This is a genomic window from Hydrogenimonas thermophila (assembly GCF_900115615.1).
GTDB classification, from domain to species: domain Bacteria; phylum Campylobacterota; class Campylobacteria; order Campylobacterales; family Hydrogenimonadaceae; genus Hydrogenimonas; species Hydrogenimonas thermophila.
This window is the reverse complement of the sequence record NZ_FOXB01000029.1, coordinates 1-17,506: the sequence shown is the minus strand read 5'-3', so window position 1 is coordinate 17,506 and position 17,506 is coordinate 1. Positions and strand designations below refer to the sequence as shown.

The 17,506-nt window shown below is 31.8% G+C and carries 18 protein-coding genes and 1 pseudogene; 15 read left to right on the top strand and 4 right to left on the bottom strand.

What is annotated here, in order from left to right; genetic code table 11:
• Positions 1-4: 4 nt before the first annotated feature.
• Positions 5-934 carry an energy transducer TonB gene (locus tag BM227_RS13055; RefSeq protein WP_245757048.1) on the bottom strand — a complete coding sequence of 310 codons (930 nt, stop codon included), beginning with the start codon at positions 932-934 and terminating at the stop codon, positions 5-7.
• Positions 935-1,020: 86 nt separating this feature from the next.
• On the opposite strand from BM227_RS13055, the gene hemL reads away from it, so the two are divergent.
• Genes hemL through BM227_RS08945 form a run of 3 tightly spaced genes read left to right on the top strand, consistent with a single transcriptional unit; the run spans position 1,021 to position 3,084 of the window.
• The gene (gene hemL / locus BM227_RS08955; RefSeq protein ID WP_092913160.1) at positions 1,021-2,307 is read left to right on the top strand and encodes a glutamate-1-semialdehyde 2,1-aminomutase; all 1,287 of its coding nucleotides are present in this window, start codon (positions 1,021-1,023) and stop codon (positions 2,305-2,307) included.
• Positions 2,304-2,591, top strand: a complete 288-nt coding sequence (locus BM227_RS08950; RefSeq protein ID WP_092913158.1) for an AtpZ/AtpI family protein — start codon at positions 2,304-2,306, stop codon at positions 2,589-2,591. Before hemL ends, BM227_RS08950 begins: the two co-directional genes overlap by 4 nt.
• Positions 2,581-3,084 (top strand): hypothetical protein, encoded by a 504-nt coding sequence (locus BM227_RS08945; protein ID WP_092913156.1) that lies wholly within the window; start codon positions 2,581-2,583, stop codon positions 3,082-3,084. The genes BM227_RS08950 and BM227_RS08945 overlap by 11 nt, the downstream gene beginning before the upstream one ends.
• Here BM227_RS08945 and BM227_RS08940 read toward each other — a convergent pair.
• Positions 3,074-3,760: a hypothetical protein gene (locus tag BM227_RS08940; RefSeq protein ID WP_092913154.1), complete on the bottom strand. Its 687-nt coding sequence runs from the start codon at positions 3,758-3,760 to the stop codon at positions 3,074-3,076. The genes BM227_RS08945 and BM227_RS08940 overlap by 11 nt on opposite strands.
• An 8-nt stretch (positions 3,761-3,768) precedes the next feature.
• Entirely contained in the window at positions 3,769-5,592 is a 1,824-nt protein-coding gene (rpoD, locus tag BM227_RS08935) for an RNA polymerase sigma factor RpoD (protein WP_092913152.1), read from the bottom strand.
• Between the two features lie 165 nt (positions 5,593-5,757).
• Between rpoD and BM227_RS08930 the strand changes: the two genes are divergently transcribed.
• The 8 genes from BM227_RS08930 to BM227_RS08895 all read left to right on the top strand — a co-directional run bounded on the left by BM227_RS08930 (position 5,758) and on the right by BM227_RS08895 (position 11,574).
• Positions 5,758-6,594, top strand: coding sequence for a flagellar hook-basal body protein (locus tag BM227_RS08930; protein ID WP_092913150.1), 837 nt, complete (start codon positions 5,758-5,760; stop codon positions 6,592-6,594).
• 17 nt (positions 6,595-6,611) lie between these two features.
• Positions 6,612-7,400: a flagellar basal-body rod protein FlgG gene (gene flgG / locus BM227_RS08925; protein ID WP_092913148.1), complete on the top strand. Its 789-nt coding sequence runs from the start codon at positions 6,612-6,614 to the stop codon at positions 7,398-7,400.
• A gap of 88 nt (positions 7,401-7,488) precedes the next feature.
• Positions 7,489-7,995 carry a 3-isopropylmalate dehydratase small subunit gene (locus tag BM227_RS08920; RefSeq protein WP_092913146.1) on the top strand — a complete coding sequence of 169 codons (507 nt, stop codon included), beginning with the start codon at positions 7,489-7,491 and terminating at the stop codon, positions 7,993-7,995.
• On the top strand, positions 7,992-9,065 hold the full coding sequence (leuB, locus tag BM227_RS08915; RefSeq protein WP_092913144.1) for a 3-isopropylmalate dehydrogenase: 1,074 nt from the start codon (positions 7,992-7,994) through the stop codon (positions 9,063-9,065). The genes BM227_RS08920 and leuB overlap by 4 nt, the downstream gene beginning before the upstream one ends.
• A 3-nt stretch (positions 9,066-9,068) precedes the next feature.
• Positions 9,069-9,317 carry a tetratricopeptide repeat protein gene (locus tag BM227_RS08910; RefSeq protein ID WP_092913142.1) on the top strand — a complete coding sequence of 83 codons (249 nt, stop codon included), beginning with the start codon at positions 9,069-9,071 and terminating at the stop codon, positions 9,315-9,317.
• A gap of 3 nt (positions 9,318-9,320) precedes the next feature.
• Positions 9,321-9,686, top strand: a complete 366-nt coding sequence (locus tag BM227_RS08905) for a CiaD-like domain-containing protein (protein ID WP_092913140.1) — start codon at positions 9,321-9,323, stop codon at positions 9,684-9,686.
• On the top strand, positions 9,683-10,819 hold the full coding sequence (locus BM227_RS08900) for a tRNA nucleotidyltransferase/poly(A) polymerase family protein (protein WP_143089723.1): 1,137 nt from the start codon (positions 9,683-9,685) through the stop codon (positions 10,817-10,819). The genes BM227_RS08905 and BM227_RS08900 overlap by 4 nt, the downstream gene beginning before the upstream one ends.
• The gene (locus tag BM227_RS08895; protein WP_092913135.1) at positions 10,816-11,574 is read left to right on the top strand and encodes a patatin-like phospholipase family protein; all 759 of its coding nucleotides are present in this window, start codon (positions 10,816-10,818) and stop codon (positions 11,572-11,574) included. The genes BM227_RS08900 and BM227_RS08895 overlap by 4 nt, the downstream gene beginning before the upstream one ends.
• On the opposite strand, the pseudogene BM227_RS13365 reads toward BM227_RS08895, so the two are convergent.
• Positions 11,571-12,083, bottom strand: a pseudogene (locus BM227_RS13365) (methyl-accepting chemotaxis protein); the annotation flags it as partial. The gene BM227_RS08895 and the pseudogene BM227_RS13365 sit on opposite strands and share 4 nt — an antisense overlap.
• A gap of 885 nt (positions 12,084-12,968) precedes the next feature.
• On the opposite strand from BM227_RS13365, the gene BM227_RS08885 reads away from it, so the two are divergent.
• From BM227_RS08885 to BM227_RS12920, 4 genes are all read left to right on the top strand, one after another.
• On the top strand, positions 12,969-14,732 hold the full coding sequence (locus BM227_RS08885; protein WP_092913131.1) for an oxygen-binding di-iron domain-containing protein: 1,764 nt from the start codon (positions 12,969-12,971) through the stop codon (positions 14,730-14,732).
• Positions 14,733-14,767: 35 nt separating this feature from the next.
• Entirely contained in the window at positions 14,768-16,819 is a 2,052-nt protein-coding gene (locus tag BM227_RS08880; protein WP_092913129.1) for an EAL domain-containing protein, read from the top strand.
• Between the two features lie 130 nt (positions 16,820-16,949).
• Positions 16,950-17,228 (top strand): IS1/IS1595 family N-terminal zinc-binding domain-containing protein, encoded by a 279-nt coding sequence (locus BM227_RS08875; RefSeq protein WP_092913127.1) that lies wholly within the window; start codon positions 16,950-16,952, stop codon positions 17,226-17,228.
• Complete coding sequence (locus tag BM227_RS12920) at positions 17,212-17,433, top strand: hypothetical protein (protein WP_092913125.1); 222 nt, start codon at positions 17,212-17,214, stop codon at positions 17,431-17,433. The genes BM227_RS08875 and BM227_RS12920 overlap by 17 nt, the downstream gene beginning before the upstream one ends.
• Positions 17,434-17,506 lie beyond the last annotated feature (73 nt).

Here is a 17,506-nt window from a genome sequence, read left to right as displayed (position 1 = left end):
CTTATTAATAGATTGAGTAGTGTATATAGAATCTTATTTTAGTCTTCTCTTTTGGTCTTGGGTAATCTTTATATGCAGCTTTAATAGTATCTAAAGAGTTTTGGTCTAACTGCTCATAACCAGTTGGGGTTATGATTTTTAAGTCTGTTATATCTCCATTTGGAAGTAGATAAAACTCTACTACATTTGTACCTTGCTGTCCCATTCTTCCTGCAAAATATGGATAACCTCTAACTGTAAGATAGTGTTGAGTAATTCCCTGAATCCTAGCAAGATTATTTTTAATAAATTTTTTCTGGTCAGGAGAAAAGTGATCAAACTCATCTTTATATAGAGCGTAAAACTCTCTTTGAGAAAAGCTGTTGTTTATTTGATCGATTGAAGGAGGCTTTGGTGTTGGTTCTTCCATTGCAGGAGCTCCTAATGCTCCAGCTAATGCAGATAGTGCATCTTTTTTTGATGTTTGATGTTGAATATTAGATGTTGAATTAGTTTCTTTAAAAGTTTTGTGTTCATTTTTTGGTTTCTGTTTAATAGTAGGTTTTTTTAAAAGTTTAGGCTTTGTTTTATTTAACTCTTTTTGTTTGATTTTTTTTACACTTTTTTTAGGCTTTTCTTTAACAGTGGGCTTTTTTTTAGGAATAGTAGGTGTTTTTTTTAAATTTTGGATATTAGGTTTTGAATTTTGAATGATCTTTTTTTTCACTTTTTTGGGTTTTGGCTTAGTTTGAGTCTTAGATTTTAGAGATTCAGCTTTTTGGTTTGGTTTTTCAGGCTTAGGTATGACAAAATCACTAAGATTCAGTTGTACGCGTTTTGCACCTGATGAGTTTAACTCTTTTTTCTCTTTAGGTAAAAGGATCCATAGAGAAATAAAAAGCAGTAGATGAATGAACAGTGACAAAAGTAATGTTAAAAATTTTCGTCGATTCATTCTTAGCCTTAAAAAAAGTATTGTATTATACTTTATTAACCGCATTTTGCATATAATTCAAAGAAAAAAATATAAGGAAAATATTAATGAAGCATACTAAAAGCATAGAGGCATATGCAGAAGCAAAAAAGGTAATTCCTGGTGGTGTTGATTCTCCTGTACGTGCTTTTGGAAGCGTTGGCGGTACACCTCCTTTTATTGAGCGAGGAGAAGGTGGTTACTTAGTTGATATTGATGGTAACAGATATGTGGATTTCGTACAGAGTTGGGGACCACTTATTTTTGGACATTGCGATCCTACGGTAGAGGCTGCTGTAATTGAAACATTAAGACGTGGGCTTAGTTTTGGTGCACCAACACTTTTAGAGACTGAGCTTGCAAAAGAGATTGTTGAACTTTTTCCTGCTATTGATAAAGTACGATTTGTAAACAGCGGTACAGAAGCAGTTATGAGTGCTATTAGATTGGCACGCGGATTTACAGGACGTGATGACATTGTTAAGTTCAAAGGGTGCTATCACGGACACAGCGATTCATTGCTGGTACAAGCAGGCAGTGGTGCAGCTACATTTGGAGCACCAAATTCACCGGGTGTGCCTGGTGATTTTGCCAAACACACACTTTTGGCTGATTATAACGATATTGAGAGTGTAAAGAGATGCTTTGAAGCAAGTGACAATATTGCTTGTGTTGTTATTGAGCCAATTGCAGGAAATATGGGGCTTGTTCCTGCAGATGAAGAGTTTTTAAAAGAGCTTAGAGAATTGTGTGATGCAAATGGAGCATTGCTAATTTTTGATGAGGTTATGAGTGGATTTAGAGCTTCACTTACCGGTGCTCAAGGTTTAACAGAAGTCAAGCCTGACTTAGTAACTTTAGGAAAAGTTATAGGCGGTGGTATGCCAGTTGGAGCATTTGGTGGACGAACTGACATTATGAGCAAGCTTAGTCCAGAAGGTCCTGTCTATCAAGCTGGAACTCTTAGCGGTAATCCGGTAGCAATGGCAGCAGGACTTGCTCAAATTCGCCAACTTAAAGCAGATGTAGCAATTTATGAAGTTTTACAAATGAGAGCAGAACGCTTAGTTAATGGTCTTAAGAGTGCTGCTGATGATAATGGAATTCCTTTGCAAGTTGATGTTCGAGGAAGTATGTTTGGTTTCTTCTTTAATGATAGACCAGTTAAAAACTTTGATGATGCTCTAAATAGTGATACAGATCGTTTTGCAAAATTCCACCAGGCAATGCTTGATCGAGGTTTTTATTTTGCTTGCAGTCAGTTTGAAACTGGATTTATCTCTACAAAAACAACGGATGTAATGATTGATGAGACTATTAGAAATGCTAGGGAAGTTATGGGAACTCTAAAATGAGTCAAGATAAACCTAAAGTCAAAAAAGTAGTGGAGGGGGCTTATGACCTCTCTTTAGGTATTTCAATGGTCGTTGCCGTTCTTATAGGCATAGCTCTAGGCATAGGGATGAAAAACCTTTTTGGTGTTCCCTGGCTTTTATGGCTTGGAGTTTTCTGGGGAGTTGCAGCTGCAATTTTGAATGTCTATAAAGCATATAAAAAACAGGTGAAATCTTTGGATGAATTAAAAAACGATCCAAAATATAAAAATTACTCTAACATTGATGATAACGATGATTCGTAATATATCGATTCTTGCTTTTTTTGTATTGATTATACTAGCTGGCTCAGCCTGGTTCACGGGCGGTCAAATAGCACTAATAAATGCTACAGCAGGTTATATTAGTGCTATGCTGGTTGTAGCTGCTTCAGCATTTGGTTACTATAGATTGGTAGATGGTGCAGATGAAGTGACAACTAATCATAATTTGCCCGATATTACTGAACAGATAGATGATAAATATGGGTTATGGGATGAAGAGAATGAAGTTCCAGATGATCCAAAAGAGCTTTTAAAAGAGGAGAAACTTCGTTTAAAACGCTCTAAAAGAGGTTTAAAGGCTATAATTAAAACTTCAAAACCAGCTATTTCTATTTATCGTTTGATTGCATATGTTATTTTAATAGTAACTGTTTATAAGTTAATTTCAGCAGATATTTTTGATGCAGTTGTTTTTCTTTTAGGCAGTACAGTAGCACCTTTGCTTGTAGCAGGGTATCTCTATTTTAGACGATAAGAGGGGCTTCTATGCTTATATGGTCTGCCTTTTTTACAATATAGCCATTAAGCTTGGTGGCCAACTTCTTTAAAAGTGGAATATTGCACTCAGGTTTTAAGTTACCATAAATTGATAATTGAAAGATAGGGTGTCGTTTGCCGTCAAACTTTATTGTTTCGCCTGTTTTTAGTGATAGCTGAATGTCTACTGTATCACTATCTTCCATACACGCAATAATGTCATTCAATATTTTTACAAATACTTCCGGGTCTATTTTTATTTCAGGAAAAGCTGGGTCAAGAGTTGTAGTAAAGCCATGTTTTCTATTTATAGAGCTTGTGCTTATTGCCAGGTTAATAAGAGTGTAGATATTATGAGAAGAGAGCTTTTGAAGATGAGGTTCTGAAATGCGTTCAGGAGGTCTTTGGTAAAGCCTAATGGCTATATTTTCATTATCCTCATAGCCAACCATTATGCCAAAAAACTCATATTTCCCAAATTCCAGGTCTATCATTGTTGTTTTAAAGCCGTAAGACTGATTGGCATAAGTAACAGCCAGTTCAAAGACTTCACTGGCTGTTACTTCAGCAAGAAGAAATTGAGCTTCTTGATTTAATGTTTTTACTCTGCCGTTACTGTCAAAGAGTATCCATGGATTGTAGTCATACTCAAGCCACTTTTCGTAAAAATCCATTATCTTAACTACTCTTCAATATAGTTTTTTAGTTTTCTACCAACTTTAGGATGTTTAAGCTTTTTAATAGCACTGCTTTCAATTTGGCGTACGCGCTCACGAGTAACATTTAAAGCTTTACCTATCTCTTCAAGAGTGCGGTCACTCTCATCATCCATTAATCCAAAGCGCATGCATATAACAGCTTTTTCACGTTCATTAAGCTGATCTAATACATCATCAATCTGCTCTTTAAGATCCTCTTTCATTACCGCTTCTACAGGACTTGCAGAGCTTTTATCTTCAATGAAGTCACCAAAACGTCCATCCTCTTCGCTTCCTACAGGTGCTTCAAGGCTGACAGGCTCTTTTGTGATTTTTATGACATTTTTTACTTTGTCAACACTTAATCCTACCTCTTTGGCAATTGTCTCTACATCAGGCTCTTTTCCAGTCTCTTGCAGATGTTTACGCATAATTTTATTAATGCGGTTGATTGTCTCAATCATATGGATAGGAATTCGAATTGTTCTTGCCTGATCAGCAATAGCACGACTAATTGCCTGACGTATCCACCAAGTTGCATATGTAGAGAATTTATAACCCTTTTTATATTCAAACTTGTCAACCGCTTTCATCAATCCAATATTTCCTTCTTGGATCAGATCAAGGAATGGCAGACCGCGGTTTGTATATCTTTTTGCAATAGAGACAACAAGACGAAGGTTTGATTTAGCCATTCGTGTTTTTGCTTCTTCTGAAATCTTTTTACCTCGTTTAATCTGTTCAAGAATCTCTTGAAGTTTTTCAGGGTCAAGATTAAAGCTGTCTTTACTTGCCTCTTTAGTTTGAAATAGCTTTTTGATTTGTAAATATGTGCTTACCATAGTAGCTTCTGGTACTGCAGCAGCTATCTCTTCTTTGCTCATATTTACAATATTCTCAAGAATTTTTTTGTGATTCTCTTTTAACTGATCATTGAAAAGCGGCAAGCGGTACTCAAGTCGTTTAAGTTCTTTCTCAAAACCTTCATCGCTTTTAAGAGCTGTTTCCATAGCTTTAACCAGCTCATTAATAAGTTTGGAAGTAGGTCCAAGATCAAGAAGTCTCTCTTTAAGAGTCTTTTTCTTAAAAGAGAGTTGAAGCTCATAATGAAACTTCTCCTCTTCGCTGGCATCTTCAGCAGGTGCTTTACTGAGTGTTTTTAGCCAATCTTTTTTAGCCTTTTCGAGTGCTTTGAAACTTTCAATAACTTTTTGAACACGCTTATCCTGCTTATTATTCTTTTTAGTTACTTCACTCTCTTCTGTTTCATCTTCTGTATCATCTTCAAAGCTTTTAAAAAGCTCTTTAACACGACGCTCTCTATTTATTAGAGGCTCTTTGTAATCTAAAATAAAATCTATTAGGTAAGGAACAGAGCAAATAGCATCGATAATGATATCTTCACCCATTTCGATCTTTTTGCTGATCTCTATCTCTTCCTCTTTTGTAAGAAGAGGAATCTGTCCCATTTCACGTAGATACATACGAACAGGTGAATCACTTCTAGACCACTCAAGAAGCTCTTTTTCACGTGTAAAGTCAAACTCTTCCTCTAAAGAATCATCACTTAGCTTTTGTCGTTCAGATTCACGTTTTTCAGCCTCTTCAATATTTAGAAGCATTGCACGTTCACTAGAAGTTATTATGTTGACACCATGTTTTTTTGCCAGTTTTAAAATATTTTTAGCCTGGGCAAGGGTTGGCTGTTTTTCAAAAACTTCAACAATTTTTTCGTAGGTTATATATTTTTCATTTTTACTGTCTTCAAACAGTTGTTCCAACTTTTGGTTAAGCTCTTTGGCAGTCATGTAAGGAAAGCTCCTTCGTGAGAGTAGGGGTGATTATATCCAAATGGATGTTAAAAGTTTATAATAATATCGGAAAGAGTTTAAAATTTTTAACCTTTTTAAAAAAATTTAACTTGGAACATAATTTGCTTGTAGTAAATGTAAGTTTTATTTAAAAGGGTTGGAATGCAAAATGGATTTTATGCTGTTACCGGTGCGATGGTGACACAGTTTAATAGACTTGATCAAATAAGTAACAACCTTGCAAATGTTAATACAAACGGATTTAAAAAAGATGACCAGGTAATTGGTGATTTTATGAGATTATACCAAGAAAAACGTGATGAACTTCCACTTAACAATAATACAAAAGATGCTGCAAAGTTTTTAAATAGATCTTTAAACAGAGTTCCTAGAATAGTTGAATCATACAAAGACTTTTCACTAGGATCTATGGTTAAAACAGATAATAAACTTGATTTGGCTCTTGGCGAAGAGAATCTATTTTTTGCAGTAAAAACTCCTGATGGAATAAGATTGACAAAAGATGGTGCTTTTTCTCTTAATGAAAAAGGGCAAATGGTTACAAAAGAGGGGTATTTGGTTCTTTCAAAAAGTTATTTTAAAAATCAACAGCCAATTGAACTTCCTGTTAATGCAGTTGATATTATGATAGATAAAAGTGGAAAAATAAAATATTTGGATCAAACAGCTTTTGATACACCTGTTTATAGAAATGATATTATGGTTGTACGAGTAGATGATTTAAAATCTTTAAAATCAGTGGGTGAAAATCTATTTACATTAGATGCAGAAGAGCCGGAACTTCAAATGCGTATAGTAGATAATCCGGTATCTGTTTATCAGGGTATGTTAGAAAAGAGTAATGTAAATCCTGTTCGTGAAATGAGTGCGCTTATTGAGACAAACAGGTTGGTTGAGATGTACCAAAAAGCTATGACTACTCAAATGGATGATATTAACAGAGATGCAATTACCAAATTAGCATCAGTAAGAGCATAAATTAAAGGAATAATAAGATGATACGTTCACTTTATACAGCTGCAACAGGAATGATAGCTCAACAGATGCAGATAGATACTACGTCAAACAATATTGCAAACGTCAATACAATAGGTTACAAAAAGCAGCGAGCAGAGTTTGCTGATTTGATGTATCAGACTATGGAGTATGCTGGAACTGCTACAAGTGAGCAGTCAAATTCTCCCACTGGAATATCTGTAGGTTTGGGTGTTCGTCCTACAGCTATTGCTAAACAGTTTAGTCAGGGGAACTTTAAAGAGACAGGTAATAATCTTGATTTGGCAATTACCGGAAATGGATTTTTTAAGATAACAATGCCTGATGGTACTGAAGCATATACACGTAATGGATCTTTTAAATTAGACAGCAATGGAACAATTGTAAATTCTGATGGATATAAACTTTCGCCTGAAATTGTCATACCTCCTGATGCGGTTGCTATTTCAATAGGTACAGACGGAACAGTTTCTGTACTTCAAGCAGGTCAACAAGAGTCTACTGCGATTGGTCAGATTCAGCTTACAAACTTTATTAACCCAGCAGGTCTTCATGCTCTTGGTGATAACCTTTATGTTAATACATCTGCATCTGGGGATCCCATAGAAGGTGTTGCAGGGCAAAATGGGCTTGGTCAGATAAGACAAGGTTTTGTTGAGATGAGTAATGTACAACTTGTTGAAGAGATGACTGATCTTATTACAGGGCAGCGTGCATATGAAGCTAACTCTAAAGCTATTACAACAAGCGACAGTATGCTTCAGATTGTTAATAATCTGAAACGATAGTTTCCATAGTAAATAGGTAATTAATCTCATTTTTGATATAATTGCCGCAAATTTTAGGGAGAGAACCCTCCTTTTTTAAAGGAATTTGATGAATATCATTACTGGAAAAGTATGGAAATTCGGTGACAATATCGATACTGATCTTATTATTGCAGCTCGCTATCTTAACACTTCTGATCCACATGAACTTGCAAAGCATGTCATGGAAGATGCGGATCCAGATTTTGTAAAAAAGATGCAGCCTGGTGATATTATTGTTGCGGGTGAAAATTTTGGATGTGGAAGTAGCCGTGAGCATGCCCCAATCGCACTTAAAGCAGCAGGTGTATCGGCTGTTGTTGCAAAGAGTTTCGCTCGTATTTTTTATCGTAATGCTTTTAATATGGGACTACCAATTTTTGAACTCAATGAGACAGATAAAATAAGTGAAGGTGATCTTATTTCAATAGAGATGGATAAGGGAAATATTATTGATATTAACAAAAATATCACATATAAATTTCACCCGATTCCTGAATTTATGCAAGAACTTCTAGCTTGTGGAGGGCTTATTAACTATGCTAAAGCTGAAATGCTTAAAAAGGAGCAAGCGTGACAAGAAGTTATAAGATAGCCTTGATCAAGGGTGATGGAATTGGTCCTGAAATCATTGAAGAGGCTGTAAAAGTTCTTGATGCCGTTAGTTATGCAGAAGGATTTGAGCTTAAGTATGATGAGTATCTACTAGGCGGTGCAGCTATAGATGCAACAGATGATCCTGCACCTAAAGAGACGCTAGAAGGTGTAAAACAGGCTGATGCAGTACTTTTTGGTGCAATAGGCGGAGAAAAATGGGACAATTTACCTCGTGAAAAACGTCCTGAAACAGGGCTATTGAAACTTCGTAAAGAGATGGAAGTTTTTGCAAATATTCGTCCTGTTACAGTTTATAATGAATTAGTAAATGCATCAACTCTTAAACCATCTGTAGTTCAAGGCGTTGATTTAATAGTTGTTAGAGAGCTGATAGGCGGTATCTATTTTGGTCAGCCTAGAGGAAATGATGGCAATAAAGCTTTCAATACAATGGTTTATAGCAAGCCTGAAATTGAGCGTATTGCAAGAGTAGCATTTGATATTGCTATGAAACGAAGCAAACGTGTCTGTTCTGTAGATAAAGCAAATGTACTTGATGTTAGCCAGTTATGGAGAGATACAGTTGAAGAGATAGCAAAAGAGTATCCTGAAGTAACTCTAACTCACATGTATGTTGATAATGCTGCAATGCAGCTAATACGTGATCCAAAACAGTTTGATGTCATACTTACAGGAAACATTTTTGGAGATATTCTAAGCGATGAAGCAAGTATGCTCAGTGGTTCAATTGGATTGCTTCCTTCTGCATCTATTGGTGAAAAGTTTGGTCTTTATGAACCTATCCACGGTTCTGCACCTGATATTGCAGGGCAGGGGATTGCAAACCCAATTGCTACAATTGCCAGTGCAGCAATGATGTTGCGTTATGCTTTAAATGAAGAAGTAGCTGCAGGGAGAATTGAACAAGCAATTAAACAGACACTTAGTGAAGGTTATAGAACTCAAGATTTAAGCTCTTATGATGCAAAAGAGGTTTGCTCAACAAGTGAAATAGGCTCTATTATTGCAAATTATGCTGCTTCTAAATAAGACATGCATACAGTCACTCTCGCACAAATTTATGAAATGCAGGGCTTAAAAGAGGATGCCTTGCATATTTATCAAGAAATTTTAAAAAAAGAACCTGATAATCATGAAGCAAGAGTAGCAATACGTCGGTTATCAGGTATTCATCGCCACTTTTCAGGTGTTAATGAAGCAATGAAAAAGTTTTTTATTACAATGCAGACTGAGGAAGAGTTTGCTCAGTTTGAGCAATGGCTTGCTGGGTTAGAAGGATAACTGGTGGAACTCAAAGATGTTATATTATCAACACTTTCAGAAATAAGTGAAGATATACAAAGAAGTGTAGATGAAGAGACTCAAAAAAATGAATCAAAAGGTATACCATCACAAGAGGTTTCAAAAAACATAGCCATTAATGAAAAAAAAGATGACAAAGAGATCATAAATCAAAATGAAGAAGAATCTTGGATTCAGGAAGAGTGTCAGTTTTTAGAAAGTCTTCGTGAGCGTTTACTTGTTCTGTTTGAAGGTTTTCAATCACCAAATAATAGTTCAGTTGAATCAAAAATAGATTTAACACTGAATTTTTTAGAGTATCTTTTGGCACTCCTTGATGAACGTATTACAAAATTAAAAAAACTGTGAAATTACCGTTAGCCTCTTCATCACTTCAATCAGAGTTAGACTTCATACTTAACTTTTTTAAGATCAATTACCCATATGTACGGCTCTATCTGGTAGGTGGTGCCGTACGTGACATGGTAATGGGACGAGAAATATATGATTTAGATATAGAGTGTTTCAATATAGATCCTAATGAATTTGACAAAGCAATGAAAAAACTTGGAGCAAAAGGTGTAGGTAAAAGTTTTTTTGTTTATAAATATAATAAAGTTGATCTTGCTTTACCAAGAATTGAGCGAAAAGTTGGAATTGGACATCGTGGTTTTGAAGTAGAGTTAGCACTAGATAGCAAAGAGGCATCTAGGCGAAGAGACTTTACAATGAATGCATTGATGCTTGATCTGTCAAATGGAGAGATTATTGACCACTGGGGTGGTTTAAATGATATTAAGAATAGAGTTATTCGAGTAGTTGACCCAAAAAAGTTTCAGGAAGACTCTCTTAGAGTATTACGGGCCATGCAGTTTGCTGCACGTCTAAAATTTAGAATTGATTCCAATAGCAGAGAAATTATGAGAAAAATATCTCTTGATGATCTTACAGGCGAAAGAGTATTTTGGGAATTTGAAAAGATGTTTAATGCTGAGTGGCTCTATTATGGTCTTTTTTATATGAATGATCTTTTGATAGGTAAAAAAATTTTAGGGATAGAACTGAATATAAGAGAGTTAATAAAAATATCACGTCATATGAGAAAAGCCAGAACAGTAGAAGATAGCAGTATGCGTCCTTACTATTTTTTATATATCATCTCTACAGATTTACATAAAAATGCAGAGAGTCTCTGTAAAGCTATCCATACTCCAAATATTTATATTAAAACACTTAGAACTCATACAAAAGTTCCACATAAAATTACAGATCGTTTTTTAGGTGCAGTATCTCTTAGAATGCCTATATGTAAATGGTTGGGAGTTTATGCAGACAACACTGTTGAGCGTGCAAAAAAACTTGATATTTACGACAAGATATTTGTTCCTGGAGTTAAGCCGGCTGATCTTATAAAAGAGGGATATAGTGGCAAAGAGTTGGGAATTGAGTTAAGAAGACGAATTCTAGAAGCTGTTAGAGAAAATTTTGGAGTAAAAAGTTGAAGATAGCACTGGCTCTTTCTGGAGGTGGTGTTCGTGCAGTTGCTCATCTTGGAATAATTAAAGTTTTAATAGATAATGGTTTTAAAATAGAAGCTATAAGCGGTAGTAGTGCTGGTGCACTTATAGGTGCATTATTGTGTGATGGAAAATCCCCTGAAGAGATATTGAAAATTGTTAAAACTATTAAGATATGGGATTTAATGAAGGGTATAAGAAGAGGCGGTCTTTTTGGTCTTAATGGAGTAAGAGAGATACTTTATAACAATTTAACAATTAAAAATATTGAAGATAGTAAGAGTAAATTATTTATTGCTTGTACAGATCTATTGAGTGGAAAAATCTATTATTTTGAAAATGGTCCGGTTGTTGAATTGTCTATAGCTTCATCATCTCTTGTGCCTATTATTTCTCCTGTAAAACATGATGGAATGTTGCTCGCTGATGGAGGTTTTATAGACAACTTGCCTGTTATACCTTTAAAGAAAACAGGTTTGCCAATTATTGGTATAAATGTAAATCCAGTAGTAAAAAAAAATCCAACCAATCTTTTGAAAACAACATTAAGAGCGCTTATTCTTATGATGAATTCAAATATTGAAACCTCTAAGAAAGATTGTGATTTTTTTATTGAGCCATCTTCATGTGATAAATTTAATATTTTTGACTTAAAACATGCCGATGAAGCTTATGAAATAGGAGTTTCTGAAGCTACACGACTTTTACCTAAATTAAAAAGTAAATTACAGTTTTTTTAAATTGTTGATATATGTTGTTTTAACATTGCAATTTTTCTTGTTAATGTATTGATAAATTGATGACTCTCTTTAATTTGATCAATATCTTCATGAAGTTGCTCATATAAAATTTCAACAGCATTTTTTGATTTAATAACTTCATTATCTATAATTTTTGAATTTGCTGTATCTTCCTTGCTTAAATTATTTACATATGTTATATTTTCATTTGCATCTTTTAATTTACTATAAGAGTTTTTACTTATTTCAACAAGATGACTCATTGATTCTGCATTAGATTCCATTTTACTACTTACATCTTCAACAGATTGAACAATAGTATTTATTGTAATATTAATCTCTCCTAAACTTTTTTGTGTCTTTTCAGCTAAATTTCTTACTTCATCTGCAACAACAGCAAAACCTCGCCCATGTTCTCCTGCACGGGCAGCTTCAATAGCAGCATTAAGTGCTAAAAGATTTGTTTGTTCAGCAATATCTGAGATAATTCCAAGAATTTCTTTAATTTGAACTGTTGTATCACTAAGTGATTTTAACTGCTCTCGTACTTCTAAATTTTTTTCATAATACATATGTACATTTTCATCTAAAACATTAATATCTTTTTGTGTATCAGATATCATTTCACCAGTTTTAGAGATCTCTTTTTGTAAAATTTCAGAATATTCAATATTTTTTTTGCTTTCATCTGTTGCTAATTGAAGAGACTCAATAATTTCTTTTGAAATATTATCAGTTTTTTTCATAGATTCATCTATTTTTATTGATAAATGGTCTATCTTTTGACTTATATATTCAGTATCTCTAATGAGATCATTTAAATCGATAACAGCTAAAATTTTCTCTCTAAAATTATTAACCGCTTCTATTAAATCATTATATTCTTTACTAAATTTAGCATCAATTGTCAGTGGTTCAGAAAGTTTCATATTTTGTAAATATGAGATAGTTTTTTTTGTAATATCTACACCATTGATTTTTTCATCTATGTCATGTAGTAGTATTACAACAGCAATTACTATTTGAACAATAGTACCAATAATATTGTCTGTAAATAAGAATGCATTTAACAGTAATAAAAAAATTCCAACCCAATGAATAATTCTCATTCTAAAAAAAAGCATATGAACCATAACTTACTCCTATCTGATAACTTAAACTTAATTATTATAATTAAATTTTTTTAATTTGTACTTAAATTTGATTTATGTAAAATATCTAAATTTTTTCATTGAAAGCAAAATATAATAATTTTTGTAATTAATGTAACAAAATTACAATATATATTTTAATGTAAACATTACAATATATATTTTAAGTGAAAATTTAGATATATTTAAACATACTATTTCATATGTATATGTGGATAATAATAACTATAAGGGAAATTTATTATGCAGGAATCGGCCATAAATTATATAAACGATCCAGTTGAAATAGCACCAAAAATTTGGTGGGTTGGGCATGTACTTGATGGAGATCCTTTTCAGTGTCATGTTTACTTAATTGATAATGGAAAAGAGAGTGTTCTTTTTGATCCTGGTTCAAAGCTTACTTGGCCATATACAAGAAAAAAGATTTTGCAACTAATGCCTCTCGAAAATATTAAATATATAGTATGTCATCATCAAGATCCAGATATTACATCAGGAATTACTGATATGCTTGATGAAATTGGAATAGAAGGACGGTTTTTAGTTACACATTGGCGTGTATATGAGCTACTTGAGCATTATGATTGGGGAATTGACTTTTATGAAATTCAAGATAATGGATGGAAATTAAAAGCTGGAGATAGAACATTTAATTTTATATTTACACCATATATGCATTTTCCAGGAGCATTTTGTACATATGATCCTGAAACAAAAATACTTTTTTCTAGTGATATTTTTGGAGGATTTACAAAAGAGTTTCATCTATATGCTAAAGATGCTAAAAGTTACTTTGAATCAATGGTTCCTTTTCATACACACTATATGCCATCTAAACAGATTGTAAACCATGGACTTGATAATATTGAAAAATATGAGATAGATCTAATAGCACCACAACATGGTTCTATAATAAAAAAAGAGATGATTCCATATATAATTAAGCATTTACGTGAACTTGAGTGTGGTATTTACCTTGAATATGAAGGTGTAAAAGATATTGAATTTGTTTCAAAATTCGATGAAAATCTTTCTAAAATTTTTGAGGTTGCAGCATATTTTGAGAGTTTTCAAACAGATACTCAGAAAATTTTAAATATATTAAGAGGAATATTACCATTAAAAAATATTCAAGCTCTTGCATTAATTGATAATGATTATTTTATAAAACTTGACTCATTTAGTTCCGAAATTCTTGAATGTGATACAAAAAAAGATGAAGTTTTAAAGAAGTATCAAGATATTATTGATGATAAAGAGAGATATTTTATCTCAAGTAAAGAGTTTAAGTTTATAAAATTTGATAAAGAATATACACTATATCTTTTTCCTTTATTAGATTATGATAAAAGAGTTATAGGAATAGGTATTTTTGTTCTTGAAAAAGGGTTTAAACAGAATAATGAGGCAATAGAGGTTTTAAAAAAATTAGAAATTCCAATAAATATTATTGCAAAACATGAGACAGAAATATATAAAATGGAGAATGAAAAAAAGAAAATATATACAATGGCTATTACAGATAGTTTGACAGGTTTGCATAATCGTTACTATTTAAATGAAATTTCACGTATAGAACTTCTAAAATCAAAACGTTATAGCTATCCAATTGCAGCTGCTTATTTAGATATTGATCACTTTAAAAATATAAATGACACTTATGGACATGATGTTGGAGACATCGTTCTAAAGCAGTTTGCACATCTCATAAAAAATTCTGTAAGAGAGAGTGATCTTGTGTTTAGACTAGGAGGAGAAGAATTTTTTATTTTAATGCCATATGTTGATAAAAATGAAGCACAAAGTATTATTGAAAGAACAAGAGAAATACTTAAGAAAAATGGGTGTATACATATAGGTAAAGAGAAGATTTGTTATACATTCAGTACAGGTATTACTGATACGTTGGAGAGTGGATATAATCTTGATGATTTAATTAAAGCTGCAGATAAAAGACTTTATGAAGCTAAAACTACAGGACGTGACAAAATAATATATCATTAAATTTTATGATATATTAAGTTAAGGTAGAATCAAGGATGAAATTAAAAAAGATTAAAAATGAAATGGTAGCAATCTTTATAGTTTCAGGTATAGGGTTTATAATCGTATTGATTCTATCTTATATAGCAATAAATAAATTAATAATGGATCAAGAGATTCAAAAAGCAAGGCTAGTGGCACATACACTTTTTTATACACGTGAATATTTATCTAAAGTATCTTTATATGTAAAATTGACAAATAATAAAATTCATCCTTTTTCATTGACTCCAGCCTACAGTGTAAATCAAATAGCACTAATAATTAAAAAAAAAGAAAATTTTATTATAAGACAAGTTTCTGATAAATATAGAAATAAATTAAATAAACCAGATAGAAGTGAGTTAGAAGCTATAGAGTATTTTAAAAAGAATCCAAATGCAAAAGAGCTTTTTAAATTTTATGAAAATAGTCAACATAATAAGAAAGAACTTCAATATTTTTATCCTTTAAAAATAACTAAAAAATGTTTAAAATGTCATGGTCCTGTAGAAAAAATTCCACCTCAACTATATAAAAAAATTGTAGATATATATGGAAACAGTGCTTTTAATTATAAAATTGGAGATATAAGAGGAGTAATCTCTGTAAAAATTCCTCTTCAAAAAGCTCAGTCAACTGTTACTGAATTGTTTATAAAAATAATATCTTTTTTAATGTTAATATATTTTATAGGTGTATATCTTTTTTTGAAAATAAATAGAAATATATTAAAGGATATTGAAAAAATCAATTCTCATTTTGAAAAATATTTCTCAAATCGTATATTTAAACTTTTAAAAAGTAAGTTGCATTACCAAGAGTTTGAAAATATGAAACTTATTTTAAATAAAAGTGTGAAATCAATTAAAGAGTACCAAAAAGAGACATATTTTAGATTTTATTATAATCACTTAACAAATTTACCAAATAGAAAAAAGTTGATTAAGACATTAGAAATAGATTCTTCATCTTGCATTATATTGATAGATATAGATCAGTTTAAAGAGATAAATTTTTATTATGGAGAAGAGATTGCAGATAAGTTAGTAGTTGAAATGGCTAAGAGATTAAATAAAGATCGACTTTTTCATATAAAAGTAGATGAGTTTGCTATATTAAAGGAGTGTATTACAAAAGATGAAATTTATGAATACACAGTAAAGTTACTTAAAAAAATAGAAGAACCTTATATAATTGATAATAATGAAATTTATATAAAGACTAGAGCTGGCATTTCATATAGTAAAAAAACATTCATAAGTGCAATTACGGCATTGGATGCAACAAAAATATTAAATAAAGATATAGTATTTTGTTCAGAAGCTCATAGTATTAGAGAAAAATATAAAGATCATTTAGTTTGGTTAAAAAAGATAAAAAGTGCTTTGGACGAAGGTAGAATTATTCCTTATTTTCAACCTATTGTTGATAGAGATGGAAATATAGTTAAATATGAAGCACTTGTAAGATTGATAGATGAAGATAAAAAAGTTATTACTCCATATTTCTTTTTAGATACAGCAAAAAAGTCTCGATTATATTTTGAAATTACGAAAACAGTAATTATCAAAACATTTAAACGATTTAAAGATGAAAACTATGAATTATCAATAAACTTAAGTATAAAAGATCTTGCAGATAAGGGAATGAGAGAGTTTATTTTAAAACAAGTAAGAGAGTTTTCAGATAAAAATAGAATAAATTTTGAGATAGTTGAAGATGAAGATATAAAAGATTTGGTAGAAGCAAATGAGTTTTTAAAAGAGTTAAAAAAAGAAGGTTGCAAAATATCAATAGATGATTTTGGAAGTGGTTATGCAAATTTTGATTATTTGTTAAATCTTAATGCTGATATTATAAAAATTGATGGAAGTTTAATAAAAAATATTTTAAATGATAAGAATTCTGAAATTATTGTTAATACAATTATTACATTTGCAAAGAAGGCAAATAGAAAAATTGTAGCTGAGTTTGTAGAAAATGAAGAGATATTTAATAAATTAAAGAGTATGGGAATAGATTATTTTCAAGGATACTATTTTTCTGCACCTTTGAATAAGTTATAAAACTACTGCAAGTCCCCATAAAATTAAATAAAGTGTAGCATAAGATTTCTTACAAGATCAATAATAAATATATTTTATTATATAGATAAGGCACTGACAAAAAAGGTACACAATTTGCTTATGTAAAGATATGAGACCAAAAGAGTGTAAAAAATGTCAATCAAAGCGAATAGTAAAATCAGGGTTTAAGAAGTTAGTTGATCGTAAGGTTCAAAGATATAAATGCCAAGAGTGCGGACACTATTTTACAACTCAAGAGAAATTTCATCATCTGTCTCAAGAGAAGATAGAGTTGATTCATAAAATGTATGAAGAGAAAGGAGAACAAAGAAAGATAGCACGGATTCTTGGAATTTCACTTAAAGCAGTACAACATCATCTGAAAAAAAAAGATGAAGCAAACGATTGAATTTTACCAAGAGAGTATTCAAAAAATCAGAGATTCTTTGTCTTTCGAATATAGTGTAATGGATGAACTTTTTACATTTGTTGGCACTAAATTAAATAAATACTATGTCTGGGCAGCTATTGCTTATACAAAAACAGGAAAACCATTTTATTTCTATAGATTGTGCAAACAAAGCCGTTTTATAAGAAACAACTTAAACGGCTGAAATTTTAAAAAAAAACATACCTTTTTGTTTCATTTTTAAAACACTTCAAAACTGCGAAGTGTTTTGATGATGA

Coding starts and splice junctions, on each gene's coding strand:
- BM227_RS13055 (WP_245757048.1), bottom strand. CDS start 934: ATGAATCGACGAAAATTTTTAACATTACTTTTGTCACTGTTCATTCAT.
- hemL (WP_092913160.1), top strand. CDS start 1,021: ATGAAGCATACTAAAAGCATAGAGGCATATGCAGAAGCAAAAAAGGTA.
- BM227_RS08950 (WP_092913158.1), top strand. CDS start 2,304: ATGAGTCAAGATAAACCTAAAGTCAAAAAAGTAGTGGAGGGGGCTTAT.
- BM227_RS08945 (WP_092913156.1), top strand. CDS start 2,581: ATGATTCGTAATATATCGATTCTTGCTTTTTTTGTATTGATTATACTA.
- BM227_RS08940 (WP_092913154.1), bottom strand. CDS start 3,760: ATGGATTTTTACGAAAAGTGGCTTGAGTATGACTACAATCCATGGATA.
- rpoD (WP_092913152.1), bottom strand. CDS start 5,592: ATGACTGCCAAAGAGCTTAACCAAAAGTTGGAACAACTGTTTGAAGAC.
- BM227_RS08930 (WP_092913150.1), top strand. CDS start 5,758: ATGCAAAATGGATTTTATGCTGTTACCGGTGCGATGGTGACACAGTTT.
- flgG (WP_092913148.1), top strand. CDS start 6,612: ATGATACGTTCACTTTATACAGCTGCAACAGGAATGATAGCTCAACAG.
- BM227_RS08920 (WP_092913146.1), top strand. CDS start 7,489: ATGAATATCATTACTGGAAAAGTATGGAAATTCGGTGACAATATCGAT.
- BM227_RS08910 (WP_092913142.1), top strand. CDS start 9,069: ATGCATACAGTCACTCTCGCACAAATTTATGAAATGCAGGGCTTAAAA.
- BM227_RS08885 (WP_092913131.1), top strand. CDS start 12,969: ATGCAGGAATCGGCCATAAATTATATAAACGATCCAGTTGAAATAGCA.
- BM227_RS08880 (WP_092913129.1), top strand. CDS start 14,768: ATGAAATTAAAAAAGATTAAAAATGAAATGGTAGCAATCTTTATAGTT.
- BM227_RS08875 (WP_092913127.1), top strand. CDS start 16,950: ATGAGACCAAAAGAGTGTAAAAAATGTCAATCAAAGCGAATAGTAAAA.
- BM227_RS12920 (WP_092913125.1), top strand. CDS start 17,212: ATGAAGCAAACGATTGAATTTTACCAAGAGAGTATTCAAAAAATCAGA.